General features: G+C 67.0%; 11 protein-coding genes. 4 read left to right on the forward strand and 7 right to left on the reverse strand.

Annotation, left to right across the window (positions count from 1 at the left end; genetic code table 11):
• Nucleotides 1-10 precede the first annotated feature (10 nt).
• Nucleotides 11-454, reverse strand: coding sequence for a PaaI family thioesterase (locus PUN71_RS00735; RefSeq protein ID WP_277796969.1), 444 nt, complete (start codon nucleotides 452-454; stop codon nucleotides 11-13).
• Between the two features lie 144 nt (nucleotides 455-598).
• Here PUN71_RS00735 and paaZ point away from each other — a divergent pair, with 144 nt between their 5' ends.
• Both paaZ and PUN71_RS00745 read left to right on the forward strand, forming a co-directional pair.
• Nucleotides 599-2,710: a phenylacetic acid degradation bifunctional protein PaaZ gene (paaZ, locus tag PUN71_RS00740; protein WP_277796970.1), complete on the forward strand. Its 2,112-nt coding sequence runs from the start codon at nucleotides 599-601 to the stop codon at nucleotides 2,708-2,710.
• A 169-nt stretch (nucleotides 2,711-2,879) separates the two neighbouring features.
• Nucleotides 2,880-3,287 carry a VOC family protein gene (locus PUN71_RS00745; RefSeq protein WP_277796971.1) on the forward strand — a complete coding sequence of 136 codons (408 nt, stop codon included), beginning with the start codon at nucleotides 2,880-2,882 and terminating at the stop codon, nucleotides 3,285-3,287.
• Nucleotides 3,288-3,384: 97 nt separating this feature from the next.
• On the opposite strand, the gene PUN71_RS00750 is transcribed toward PUN71_RS00745, so the two are convergent.
• The 5 genes from PUN71_RS00750 to PUN71_RS00770 form a co-directional block, all read right to left on the reverse strand.
• Nucleotides 3,385-3,690 (reverse strand): hypothetical protein, encoded by a 306-nt coding sequence (locus tag PUN71_RS00750; protein WP_043452355.1) that lies wholly within the window; start codon nucleotides 3,688-3,690, stop codon nucleotides 3,385-3,387.
• Between the two features lie 13 nt (nucleotides 3,691-3,703).
• Complete coding sequence (locus tag PUN71_RS00755) at nucleotides 3,704-4,843, reverse strand: S1C family serine protease (RefSeq protein WP_277796972.1); 1,140 nt, start codon at nucleotides 4,841-4,843, stop codon at nucleotides 3,704-3,706.
• A 123-nt stretch (nucleotides 4,844-4,966) separates the two neighbouring features.
• Nucleotides 4,967-5,626, reverse strand: coding sequence for a TetR/AcrR family transcriptional regulator (locus PUN71_RS00760; protein WP_277796973.1), 660 nt, complete (start codon nucleotides 5,624-5,626; stop codon nucleotides 4,967-4,969).
• Between the two features lie 63 nt (nucleotides 5,627-5,689).
• Nucleotides 5,690-7,060, reverse strand: a complete 1,371-nt coding sequence (gene paaK / locus PUN71_RS00765) for a phenylacetate--CoA ligase PaaK (RefSeq protein ID WP_277796974.1) — start codon at nucleotides 7,058-7,060, stop codon at nucleotides 5,690-5,692.
• Between the two features lie 7 nt (nucleotides 7,061-7,067).
• Nucleotides 7,068-7,538 carry a hotdog fold thioesterase gene (locus tag PUN71_RS00770; RefSeq protein WP_277796975.1) on the reverse strand — a complete coding sequence of 157 codons (471 nt, stop codon included), beginning with the start codon at nucleotides 7,536-7,538 and terminating at the stop codon, nucleotides 7,068-7,070.
• 302 nt (nucleotides 7,539-7,840) lie between these two features.
• On the opposite strand from PUN71_RS00770, the gene pta reads away from it, so the two are divergent.
• Nucleotides 7,841-9,919, forward strand: coding sequence for a phosphate acetyltransferase (gene pta, locus PUN71_RS00775; protein ID WP_277796976.1), 2,079 nt, complete (start codon nucleotides 7,841-7,843; stop codon nucleotides 9,917-9,919).
• A 92-nt stretch (nucleotides 9,920-10,011) separates the two neighbouring features.
• On the opposite strand, the gene PUN71_RS00780 is transcribed toward pta, so the two are convergent.
• The gene (locus tag PUN71_RS00780) at nucleotides 10,012-11,343 is read right to left on the reverse strand and encodes an MFS transporter (RefSeq protein ID WP_277796977.1); all 1,332 of its coding nucleotides are present in this window, start codon (nucleotides 11,341-11,343) and stop codon (nucleotides 10,012-10,014) included.
• A gap of 273 nt (nucleotides 11,344-11,616) precedes the next feature.
• Here PUN71_RS00780 and PUN71_RS00785 point away from each other — a divergent pair, with 273 nt between their 5' ends.
• Entirely contained in the window at nucleotides 11,617-12,339 is a 723-nt protein-coding gene (locus PUN71_RS00785; RefSeq protein WP_277796978.1) for a GntR family transcriptional regulator, read from the forward strand.
• The last annotated feature ends 76 nt before the right edge of the window (nucleotides 12,340-12,415 follow it).

Genomic DNA, 12,415 nt, shown 5'->3' on the forward strand with positions numbered 1-12,415 from the left:
CTTTTTTAAGTCAGCTTTTTCTTTTCATCAGCAGGTTGGTGATGCGCAGGGTGCACAGCCGCTGGCCGGCCTCATTGGTAATCAGTACCTCGTGCGTGGTCAGCGTTCCGCCCAGGTGGATAGGGGTGGCAGTGATGGTGATCTGGCCTTCCCGGGCGGACCGGTGATGGGTGGCCGAAACATCCACTCCCACCGCCGTCTTGCCCATGGTGCTGGCGTGGATCACGGCTGCCCAGGAACCCACGGCTTCGCCCACGGCAAGGGAAGCGCCGCCGTGCAGCAGCCCGAACGACTGCCGGTTGCCCTCCACCGGCATCGTGGCCACCACCCGCTCCACGGACTCCTCGAGGATCTTCACGCCCATCTTCTCGTCCAGTTCGCCAAGGGTGATCTTCCAGAGTTCGTGCGGGGAGGGCTGGCTTTCGCCGGCGTCCTGGGGCGAGGGGGCGTTCATGCGGTCTCCTTTTTGCTGGCCAAACCGGTCCTGGCCTTCTAGTGTGCAGCACGGCACTTCATGTATGGTGAATATATTACCGAACGGACGGTCAGTAATGGCCCGTCCTGTTTGCCTGCCCCCTTGTTGGAAGGACCGTCAACGATGACCACCACAGCCACAGCTCCCCAGGCCACGGTCGACACCGTGGAGACAGTGCCCAGCTTCGTCATGGATGCCTGGTGGACGCCCGACGCCGGCGCGTTGGGATCCGCCGTCCCCGTCCGGGATGCGAGCACCGGGGAAGTCCTGGCCAGGGTGAGCACGGAAGGCCTGGACCTTGCCGCCGTCGTGGACTACGGCCGCACCACCGGCCAGGAGGAACTGGGCAAGCTCACCTTCCACCAGCGCGCGCTCAAGCTCAAGGAGCTTGCGCAGTACCTGCACGCCCGCCGCGACCACTTCTACGAGTTCTCCTTCCAGACCGGCGCCACCAAGGTCGATTCCATGGTGGACATCGACGGCGGCATCGGCGTCCTCTTCACGTTCGGCTCCAAGGGCCGGCGCGAGCTTCCCAACTCCCAGGTGGTGGTGGACGGCCCCATGGAGGTGCTGTCCAAGGACGGATCCTTCGCGGGCGAGCACATCTACACGCGGATCCCGGGCGTCGCCGTGCAGATCAACGCGTTCAACTTCCCGGTCTGGGGCATGCTGGAGAAGTTCGCCCCCGCATTTCTTGCCGGCGTTCCGACCATCGTCAAGCCCGCCACCCCCACCGGCTACGTCGCCGCCGCCGTGGTCAAGGCCATCGTCGAATCCAACATCCTGCCGGCCGGGTCGCTGCAGCTGGTCTCCGGCTCGGTCCGCGGCCTGCTGGACGTGCTGGACTACCGTGACCTGGTGGCCTTCACCGGTTCCGCCTCTACGGCCAAGTCCCTCAAGGCGCACCCGAACGTGGTGGAAGGCGGCGTCCGGTTTACGTCGGAGACGGACTCCCTCAACGCCGCCATCCTCGGCCCCGATGCCGTGGAGGGCACCCCGGAATTCGACGCCTTCGTCAAGTCCGTGGTCACCGAAATGACCGTCAAGGCCGGCCAGAAGTGCACCGCGATCCGCCGTGCCATCGTGCCGCAGGAGCTGATGGGCGCCGTGTCCGCGGCAATCGGCAAGCGCATTTCGGAGCGGGTTGTCCTGGGTGATCCGCGGGGCGAGGGCGTCACCATGGGCGCCCTGGCCTCGGTGGAACAGCTGGAGGACGTCCGCGCCGCCGTGCAGTCCATGCTCGACGCCGGCGGTGAGCTTGCATACGGAACGCTGGATTCGCCGTCGGTCACCTCCGCCGACGGAACCACCGGGGTGGTGGACGGCGGGGCCTTCATGGCTCCCGTGGTCCTGAACTGGACCAACCCGGAGACGGAAGCCATCCACTCGCTCGAGGCCTTCGGGCCGGTCTCCTCCGTCATCGGCTACAGGGACCTGGCTGACGCCGTCCGCTTGGCTGCCCGCGGCGGCGGTTCGCTGGTGGCCTCGGTGTGCACCAACGATCCTGGCGTGGCCCGCGAACTGGTCACCGGAATCGCCGCGCACCACGGCCGCGTGCTGATGCTCAACCGGGAGGACGCGCGCTCGTCCACCGGACACGGTTCACCTGTTCCGCACCTGGTCCACGGCGGACCCGGACGGGCCGGCGGCGGCGAGGAACTGGGCGGCATCCGTTCCGTGCTGCACCACATGCAGCGCACCGCGATCCAGGGCTCGCCGAACATGCTCACCGCCGTCACGGGCGTCTGGCACACGGGCGCCGACCGCAACTTCACGGTCGAAACCGAAGGGACGCACCCGTTCCGGAAGCACCTGTCCACCCTCCGGATCGGCGACGCCGTCCGCTCGGACCTGCGGCAGGTGACCCTGGAGGACATCACCGCCTTCGCCAACTCCACCGGCGACACCTTCTACGCCCACACCAACCAGGAAGCCGCGGAAGCCAACCCGTTCTTCCCCGGCATCGTGGCGCACGGCTACCTGCTGCTGAGCTGGGGCGCCGGACTGTTCGTTGAGCCGGCGCCTGGCCCCGTCCTGGCCAACTACGGCCTGGAGAACCTGCGCTTCATCACGCCCGTGGCCGCCGGCGACTCCATCCGGGTGACGCTCACCGCCAAGAAGATCACCCCGCGCGAAACCGACGAATACGGCGAGGTGGCCTGGGATGCCGTCCTCACCAACCAGAACGACGACATCGTGGCCACCTACGACGTCCTCACCCTCGTCGAAAAATAACCCCTTACGACGCGCCATCACCTTTCGCAGGTTCTTCCCGAACGCCCCATCACTTCTTCTAAAAAAGTGATGGGGCGTTGGGCGTTTGGGGTCGGGAGGTGATGGGGCGTTTGGCCGGTTCTTTTTGGGCTGGCCGGGCGTAAGATTCTGCCCGTAGGAGGTGGCCCCCATGAGCCTGAAGATGAACACCGCCACTACCATCCTGCCGGTCGATGATGCCGCCCGTGCCCGCAGCTTCTATACGGAAAAGCTCGGGCTCCCGCACCGTGGACAGGCTGACGATGGCAGCGAAATACTCGGCACCGACGGTGGCCCGCTGCTGCAGCTGATGCCCGTTTCCGACGGCAAGCACTCGGAGCACACTGCCCTGAGCTTCGAGGTCACCGATATCGAAGCGACCGTCCGTGACATGGAAGCCAGGGGCGTGATGTTCCAGGATTACGACCTGCCCACCCTGAAGACGGAGAACCACATCTGCACCACGGAGTCGGAGAAGTGCGCGTGGTTCATGGACACGGAGCACAACATCCTGTGCGTCCACGAGAACCTGGGCGGCAAGATGGAGTACCAGGTCTAGGCGCGCCCACGGACGAACGCGGCTCCGCCGTTAAACACGGCAGCAGGGGTGCCCCGGTCGGATCGGGGCACCCCTGCTGCTTGTCTGTGACCGGAGGTCAGCTTTCGGCGCCGCCGTGCAGGCCGTCGTCGCTGCTGTCATCCTCGCGCCCCGTACCGCGGCCGTCTTCGCTGCGGTCCGAGAGGTCCATGTTGCCACGGGCCTCGTCCATTGTGGGGCCGCCGGAGGGGACGCTGTAGGTGTCCGGGCGCACGCCGTGCGACTGTTCCTCGATCAGGGCCTGTTCCTCGCTGAAGCGGATCACGTTGGCCTCGTCGCCGGCGTCGCCGGGAACGTCTTCGCGGATCTTTGACGGGTCCGGGATGATGAATCCTGCCTCGGGTTCTTCCTTCGGGTGGCTCATATTCTTTTCCTTCCTATCGGGTGGTTGTGCTCGCGGGGCGGTCGGTGAGGTCCACCTTGATATCCAGGCTCTGGTCGCCGCGCTTGACCTTGAAGCCTACGGTGTCGCCGGGGTTGCGCCTGCGGAGTTCCGCCAACAGCTTCTCCGGCGTGGTGAGCTCCACGCCCTCCATGGACTGCAGGACGTCCCCGGGCCGGATTCCGGCCCGCCCCGCCGGGCCGTCCGGGTCGGCGGCGAGCACCACTACCCCGGAACCGGCCTCGATGCCCAGCTGTTCGGCGATCTGTGCGGTCAGTTCGCCGGGAGTCAGGCCCAGGTAGGCGTGCTTGGCCGTGCCGTTGGCCAGCAGCTCCTCGGCCACGTCGACGGCGGTCGCGGCGGGAATGGCGAAACCGAGGGAAACGGCCCCGGACGACGGCGGGATGTAGGCCTCGCTGATCCCGATCACCTCGCCGCGCATGTTGATCACCGCGCCGCCGGAGTTCCCGGGGCTGATGGGCGCATCCGTCTGGATCAGGTCCACCAGCGAGAGGCTGTTCGATGCCGAACCGGGAATTGAGCGGTGGAGTCCGGAGATGATCCCGGCGGTGGCGGTGTTCTCAAAGCCCAGCGGGGAGCCAAGGACCAGGGCGCCTTCGCCCACCTTGGGCAGGTCGCTCTGGTAGGTGGGCTTGGGCAGGCCTGTGCGCTTCGCCTGCACCAGGGCCAGGTCCGTGACCGCGTCGCTGGCCTTGACCGTTCCTTCGACCCGCTGCCCGTCGGCGAATCCCACCTCGACGGTGGTGGCGCCGCGGATGACGTGCTCATTGGTGAGGATCAGCCCGTCCGCGGAGTACACCACGCCGCTGCCAAGGCCGCTTTGCGTGAAAATGGTAACCACCGACGGCGACAGGTTTTCCACGAGTTGCGGCAGGTTGCCGGCCGCGGTTCCGGAACCTCCTCCCGTCCCCGAAGTGGAAGGCGCGGGGGAGGAGGCCGCCGGCGTTGGGTTGGCGGAGGCCGACGGCGACACCTGGCTCGAGGAGGTCCCGCTGGTGGCCGGGGGGCTTGGCGTGCCGGTGCATCCGCTGAGCGTGAGGGCGGCCACGAGTGCACCGGCGCCCAGGACTGCCGGGAGGCAGCGGGAACGCTGTGGATGGCTGACGTGGCTCACCAGGACCTCCCTGCGGACGGTGGCTTTTTACCACCGTAGCGGGGCAGAGGAGAAATACCAAGCACGCTTAGTATTGTCCTCCTGGCGCCGCCAAACGGCAGGCGGCGGGTTGCCGGGAAGTGGCTAGGCGTCCGCGTGCAGGCCGTCGAACGCCATGGTGATGACGTCGTCGGCCAGCCGCTGCGGCGAGAGCGGCCCGCCCGGCTTGTACCACTCCACGATGGAGTTGATCATGCCGAACAGCAGGCGCGAAACCGTGCGCGGGTCGATGTCCGCACGCAGCGAGCCCTCGTCGCGGGCGGCCGAAATCAGGACGGCCACCTTGTGGTCGAACGCGCGGCGCCGTTCCAGGGCATCCCGTTCGATTTCCGTGTTGCCGCGAAGGCGCAGCAGCAGGGTGACGAAGGGCAGGCGGTCCACCAGGACGGCCACCGTCTGCCGCAGCACGAACTCCAGGCGGGCGTCGGCAGCGCCGGACGTAGCCTCGGGCTGTTCCAGGATGGCCTCCAGGCCCCCCAGGGCATGGTCGAGGGCAAGCTTCAGCAGGTCACCCTTGGACGGGACATGGTGGTAGATCGCCGACTTGGAGATGCCAAGGTTCTCGGCCAGGATGCCCATGGACGTGGCATCGTAACCGTGCCGGTTGAAGACGTCGACGGCGATCCGCAGCACCGACTGCTGGTCATAGCCGGGCCGCCCCCGCTTAACACTGCCATTAACGGCACTTCCGTTGGCGGTGGTGGAAGTTTCGGTGGTGCTGGAAGTCTGGCTGGCGCTGGGCATAGTCGCTAGTTTCTCACGAACGGTCGGTAAGTCCGGGGGACGGCGCAGCACCACCGAAACATGTCAGGCCTTGGGGCGAAGGTCGTAGATCCGGCGCAGCTTGCCGTTGGACCGCTCCAGCGACCCCGGCTCCACGACGTCCACCACGCACGAAGAACCCACGTGGATCTTGATCTGCTCCTTCAAGGTGCGTGCCGCCGTCGTGCTCTGCTCCGTGCTGACGGCGTCGCGGCGCTCGATGCGCACGGTCAGCTGGTCCATCCGCTGGCCCTCGGGCCGGGTGAGCTCGAGCTGGAAGTGCGGGCTGAGCTCGGGGATCCGCAGGGCGATTTCCTCGATCTGGGACGGGAACAAGTTCACGCCGCGCAGGATGATCATGTCGTCGCTGCGCCCGGTGATCCGGCCCATCCGGCGGTGTGCGGGGCGTGCCGAACCGGGCAGCAGGCGGGTCAGGTCCTTGGTGCGGTAGCGGATGATGGGCAGGGCTTCCTTGGTGAGGGAGGTGAACACGAGTTCGCCGTGTTCGCCGTCGCGCAGCACGTTTTCCTTGCCCGGGGCGGGATTGAAGGGGTCGATAATTTCGGGGCGGAAGTGGTCCTCCCAGATGTGGCTGCCGTCCTGGGTTTCCACAGCCTCGCCGGCGACGCCCGGGCCCATGACTTCGGACAGGCCATAGATGTCGCAGGCCTTGATGTTCATCATCACTTCGAGCTCGTGCCGCATCTCCTGGGTCCACGGCTCGGCGCCGAGCACGGCGAACTTCAGCGACGTGGAGGCCGGGTCGATGCCCATGTGCGCCATGGCGTCGGCGATGGTGAGCAGGTAGGTGGGGGTGGCCAGGATGGCATCCGGCTGGAAGTCCTGGATCAGCTGGATCTGCCGCTCGGTCTGGCCGCCGGACATGGGGATGACGGTGCAGCCCAGGGCCTCGGCGCCGGCGTGGGCGCCCAGGCCGCCGGTGAACAGGCCGTAGCCGTAGGCGTTGTGGACCTTCATGCCCGGGCGGATGCCGGAGGCGCGGAAGCTGCGGGCCACCAGTTTGGCCCAGTCGGCCAGGTCCTGCTTGGTGTAGCCGACCACGGTGGGGCGTCCGGTGGTGCCGGAGCTCGCGTGGATCCGCGCTACCTGGTTCTGCGGCACCGCGAACATTCCGAACGGGTACTCCTGGCGCAGGTCTTCCTTGGTGGTGAAGGGGAAGTTGCCCAGGTCCTCCAGTTCGCGGAGGTCGGTGGGGTGGATGCCGGCCTCGTCGAACTTGCGCTTGTACAGCGGGACCCGCTCGTAGGCGTAGGCCACGGTGTGCTGCAGGCGGCTGAGCTGGAGGGCTTCGAGCTCGTCGCGGGAGATGGTCTCCTCGCGGTCCACGCCAGGGTCGATGCTTTCCGCCGGGGTGGAAACGGCAGCGGCGGGGGTTTCGGGGGCATGCAGGGTCATGATTTTCCTACTTCTTGGGGATGGTGCGGCTGCGTCCACGGAACTCGGCGATGAGCTCGCCCGGGGAGCTGGGCTGGGTTTCGGTAGCAGGTGCGGCGGCGTCGGCGGCAAAGATCTGGATGTCGTAGAGGCCGCTGCGTCCGGCGCTGGAGCGGCGGTCCGCGACGGCGGTGAGCACCTGGCCGCGGAATGCCGGCTTGAGGAAGTTGATGTCGACGCCGGACGCCACGGTGATGGTGCCTTCCTCGCCGGGTGCAGGCTGGATGGGGTTGCACGCGAGGGCGAAGGCGGTGTCGCCGAAGGCGAAGATCATTCCGCCGTGGGCCATGCCGAAGCCGTTGAGCATTTCCTGCCGGAGGGTCATCCGGATGGTGGCGTGGCCGTCGCTGAGGGCGAGGACCTCGATTCCCATCCATTCGGAGGCGTAGTCGTTTTCCAGGATGGGGTGGGTGGCCCCGGAAAGTGTTGCTTCAGCCATGCGTCATTGCCTCCAGCTTTATTTACCGAATGTTCATTAGGTAATCCCATGAGGGGGTCCGGTGTCAAGGGGAAGCGGCTCGCGCACCGCACCTTCCCGCCCCTTTGCCTGGAGGAACCACGACGGCGGCCCGCCGCTTCCGCGGATGGACCCAGCCGCATCATCCATTGCTCCGTAAATGTCGTTTTGAGCGCTCATAACGACGTTTACGGAGCAGTCGACGCTGGATGAGGTGCCACGCGCGCGGATCGAAGTGCAAGGATGGGGGGACCGGCACCAGCAAGAACAGCAAAGGGCGGACCATGGCCAAAGGCATCTACGTCAGCGCAACCACCCCCGGCTCGGGAAAGTCCCTTGTGGCCCTGGGCCTGGCGGACACCCTGCACCGGCATGCGGACAGGATCGGCTTCTTCAAGCCCGTGGTCCATGGCCCGGCCGCAGCGGACGATCCGATGGTGGCCCTGATGAAGGCCCGGTTCGCGCTGGAGGACGAACGATGCCGCGGCGGCCTGACCTACGACGAGGTCCGGACCCTGCTCGCCGAGGGGAACCGCGCGGAAATCGACGCCCGCTGCGTGGAGATTTTCGCGGACATCGCCCGGAACTGCGACGTGGTGATCGTGGAGGGAACAGACCTGGTGGGCCAGGACTCCGCCGTCGAATTCGACCTCAACGCCCGGCTGGCCAACAACCTTGCCACGCCCGTGGTGGCCGTGGTGGGCGCCAAGGGGCGGACCGTGACCGAGACCGCCGCCGCCGTCGAAGTGGCACGCAAGGAACTCGCCGCCGAACGGTGCGCGCTGCTGGCCATCATGGTCAACCGCGCCGACCCCGGTGATCTTGACGCCATCGCCGCCGCCCTGAAACCGGGGGCCTCCGGCCGCCCCGTGTACATCCTGCCGGAACTGGAGGAAATTGCCCGGCCCACCACCGGCGAAGTGGCCGCCGCCCTCGCCGTGCGGCAGATTGCCGGGACGCCGGACATGGAACGCGACGTCAAGGACATCAAGGTGGCGGCCATGAACGTGGGCAACTTCCTGAACGTGCTGGACGAGGGCGCCCTGGTGATCGTGCCGGGGGACCGGGCGGACGTGATGGTGGCCTGCCTCGCCTCGTCCTTCTCGCCGGAGTTTCCCGTGGCGTCCGCGCTGATCCTCACCGGCGGCCTGGCCCCGGACGCCAACATCTACCCGCTCCTGGCCCAGGCACCGTTCCCGGTGTTTGCCGCCGACGAGGACACCTACCAGACGGCCCGGCGGGTCTCCGAGGTGCGCAGCGAGATCTGGTCCGGGCACCGGCGCAAGGTGGCGTCGGCCCTGGGGCTGTGGTCCCGGCGGGTGGACGAGGCCGAGCTGGTGGAGCGGCTGCACCTGCCCCGCGCCGAGCGGATGACCCCGCTGCGGTTCCTGCATGACCTGATCGAGCGCGCCCGGGCGCAGCGGCGCCACGTGGTCCTGCCGGAGGGAACCGATGTGCGGATCCTGCGTGCGGCCGAAATCCTGCACCGCCGCGACGTCTGCGACCTGACCCTCCTGGGACCGGACTCCGAGGTCCGCGAACTCGCAGCCTCTAACGGCATCGACCTGTCCGGCATCAACGTCATCGATCCCGCCACCTCCGACCTGCGGATGAAGTTTGCCGAAAAGTACGCCGAACTGCGGGCGCACAAGGGGGTGGACCTGCCCAAGGCGCTGGAGATCATGCAGGACGTGAGCTACTTCGGCACCATGATGGTCCAGCTGGGCGTGGTGGACGGGATGGTGTCCGGTGCCGCGCACACCACCGCCCACACCATCCGGCCGGCCCTTGAATTCGTGAAGACGCGCGAGGGCGTGAAGATCGTGTCGTCGGTGTTCCTGATGCTCATGCCGGACCGGGTGCTGGTCTACGGCGACTGCGCCGTCAACCCGGATCCCAACGTGGAGCAGCTGGCGGACATCGCCCTGGCCTCGGCCGAGACCGCCGCCCAGTTTGGCGTGGAACCGCGGGTGGCCATGCTGTCCTACTCCACCGGCGGCTCCGGTGCCGGTGAGGCCGTGGACGAGGTGCGGCAGGCCACCGAACTGGTCCGCCGGCGCCGCCCGGACCTCGCGGTGGAGGGGCCCATCCAGTACGACGCCGCCGTGGACGCCTCCATCGCCGCGTCCAAGATGCCCGGTTCCTCCGTGGCAGGCCAGGCCACGGTCTTCATCTTCCCGGACCTGAATACCGGCAACAACACCTACAAGGCGGTGCAGCAGAGTTCCGGTGCCGTCGCCGTGGGGCCGGTTCTGCAGGGGCTGCGGAAGCCGGTCAACGACCTCTCCCGCGGCTGCACGGTGGAGGACATCGTGAACACGGTGGCCATCACGGCCATCCAGGCGCAGGCTCCGGCTTCCTAGGAGCCTGCCAAGCCCTGCACGCCAAAAAGGACGACGCCGGCACCTGGGCGGGTGCCGGCGTCGTCCTTTTGCCGGGGGTGCCGGGAAGGGAACTAGGCGGCTGCCTTGACCTTCAGCGGTTCGATCCTGCCGATGACGAACAGGTAGTTGGCTGCGCCAATCAGGGAGATTGCGCCGATCACGGCCAGCGGCGCCACGAAGGATCCCGTCTGGTCCACCAGCACGCCGATCAGGATGGGCGTGAAGATGCCGGCCAGGTTCGAAGCGAAGTTCTGCAGCCCGCCGATGGAACCCACGTGCCGCGAGCTGGGTGCAACGTCGGCCGGCAGGGACCAGATGCCGGTGGCGGCCACCGTGAGGCTGGAGTAGGCGACGGACAGCAGGGCCAGGGCCATCCAGGCTTCGGGTACCAATGCCGCGAACATGATGACCGAGCCTCCGGCCAGGCCGCCGGCGATGGCCGTTTTGCGGACCTTGCTGACCGACGAACCGGCGCGCACCGCGCGGTCCGCCAGGTATCCGCCCAGCCAGCCGAACAGGACGGCGCAGATGCCGGGTATGGCGCCGAAGAAGCCCAGCTTGAGCAGGTCGAAGCCGCGTTCCTTCACCAGGTAGCTGGGGAAGAACGTGATGAAGAAGTAGATGGCGCTGTTCAGGCAGAAGAAGCCGAACATCATGCTGAGGATGGTGCGGTACTTGAACAGGGAACGCCACGGGAGCTTGGCGGCGCCCTCGTCGTCGCTGGCCGCGCCGCGGGCGCCGCCTTCCTGGATATAGCTGACCTCTGCGGCGTTGGCCCCGGCGTGTTCCTCCGGGCTGCGGTAGTACTTCCACCACACGGCGGCCCAGATGATGCCGAGGACGCCGATGATGATGAAGACGGCGTGCCAGGACGTGAAGGCGACGATGAGGGTGACGATCGGCAGCGCGATGACGGCGCCGACGCGTGAGCCGGAGTCCCAGATGCTGGTGGCGAAGGCGCGTTCCCGGACCGGGAACCAGGTTGCCACCACCTTGGCGGCGGTGCTCGGGGCAGGGCTTTCGCCCACGCCCAGGAGGAAACGGGCCGCAAAAAGCGACCAGAAACTCGAGGCGGCGGCCGTGACCATGGTGAACACGGACCACCACAGCGCGGCCAGCGAGAACGAGCGGCGGGGACCTACCTTGTCCACATACCAGCCGGCGGCCAGCTGGAAGAAGTCGTAGGCCCAAAAGAAGGCCGCAAAGATCAGCCCCTGTTGGGTGGCGCTGAGTTCGAAGTCCTTGCCCATGAACGGCAGGGCGACGCTGAGGCTGGAGCGGTCCAGGTAGTTGATGCTCAGGCCAACGAAGGCGAGCCAGATGATGACCCAGCGCTTGCGGGTCATCATGCGGGGCTGCCGGGCTTGGGTGGCATTGGTTGTCTTACTTCCGAGCGTAGTCATGCGGTCTCCTTCGACGTATACATGGCTTCGGGTGCGGGGAGCACGGGTGGGAGGGGGAGACGCGGAAGATCTCAGCGCCAAAATCGTATAGGAATCTGCTTAATCATATAGATATTGTGATCCGGATCAAGTGCCCCTGGAAAAATACTTCGAAGGGCCCGCGGTGCCGGGTGGCTTATGATTCCCCCAAGGACTCCGTTATCAGCGCCGGCGGGGCTGTTGCCCAGTCCGCCGGTCCACGCCAGACCAACCCCAGTTCAAGAGGTAGCCGCTTTGCCCCCACGCCAGCCATCCGAAATCTCCCGCGGCAAGGCGGCCGTCACGGACGTCTATTCCGCCATACGCGCCTCGATCCTGGATGGCGAAATTGCGCCCGGTACCAGGATTAACATCGACGCCGTGGCACGCAGCCTGGGGGTTTCGCAGACGCCCGTCCGGGAGGTGCTGCAGCGGCTTGAAGGCGACAACCTGGTGGTCTACAACCCCGGGCGGGGCTACAGCACCACGCCCCTGCTTGACCTGCCGGAGCTGCGCTCGCTCTTTGAGTTCCGGCTCCTCGTGGAACCCTGGGCGGCCAGGGCGGCAGCTGTGGACCGCCTCGCCAATCCGGCAGCCGCGCTCGAGAAGGAACTGGGCGGCTTCCGCGAAACGATGAAGCGGAGCAAGGACCTGCGCCAGGACCTGGTGGCCCATGACACCCGCTTCCACGACACCATCCTCGCGGCCTCCGGCAATCCCGTGGTCCGGCATGCCTTTGCCCAGACCCACTGCCACCTCCACACCTTCCGGCTGTATCCCGCGGACGTGGATGGTGCCATTACGGTGGCCGAGCATACGGCCGTGCGGGCGGCGATCGAGGCCTGCGATCCCGAAGGGGCCGAGGCGGCCATGACTACCCACATCCGCAACTCGTTCGACCGTTTTGCCCAGGCCTTCAAGGGCGAACTTGCCCCGCTGGAGGACAATGGACCACCCCGCAGGCGGATCGTGACGTAGCTTGCCCGGATCGAGCCCCGGCCTACGCGGCCGGGGCTTTTGCGTTTCCGGCGAACGCCGAAGGCCTTGACGTGGA

The organism is Arthrobacter sp. NQ7 (assembly GCF_029581595.2).
In the GTDB taxonomy this organism is placed as follows: domain Bacteria; phylum Actinomycetota; class Actinomycetes; order Actinomycetales; family Micrococcaceae; genus Arthrobacter; species Arthrobacter phenanthrenivorans_B.

Bases quoted from the DNA above. Each gene is read 5' to 3' on its own strand.
- PUN71_RS00735 (WP_277796969.1), bottom strand. From the start codon at position 454: ATGAACGCCCCCTCGCCCCAGGACGCCGGCGAAAGCCAGCCCTCCCCG.
- paaZ (WP_277796970.1), top strand. From the start codon at position 599: ATGACCACCACAGCCACAGCTCCCCAGGCCACGGTCGACACCGTGGAG.
- PUN71_RS00745 (WP_277796971.1), top strand. From the start codon at position 2,880: ATGAGCCTGAAGATGAACACCGCCACTACCATCCTGCCGGTCGATGAT.
- PUN71_RS00750 (WP_043452355.1), bottom strand. From the start codon at position 3,690: ATGAGCCACCCGAAGGAAGAACCCGAGGCAGGATTCATCATCCCGGAC.
- PUN71_RS00760 (WP_277796973.1), bottom strand. From the start codon at position 5,626: ATGCCCAGCGCCAGCCAGACTTCCAGCACCACCGAAACTTCCACCACC.
- paaK (WP_277796974.1), bottom strand. From the start codon at position 7,060: ATGACCCTGCATGCCCCCGAAACCCCCGCCGCTGCCGTTTCCACCCCG.
- PUN71_RS00770 (WP_277796975.1), bottom strand. From the start codon at position 7,538: ATGGCTGAAGCAACACTTTCCGGGGCCACCCACCCCATCCTGGAAAAC.
- pta (WP_277796976.1), top strand. From the start codon at position 7,841: ATGGCCAAAGGCATCTACGTCAGCGCAACCACCCCCGGCTCGGGAAAG.
- PUN71_RS00780 (WP_277796977.1), bottom strand. From the start codon at position 11,343: ATGACTACGCTCGGAAGTAAGACAACCAATGCCACCCAAGCCCGGCAG.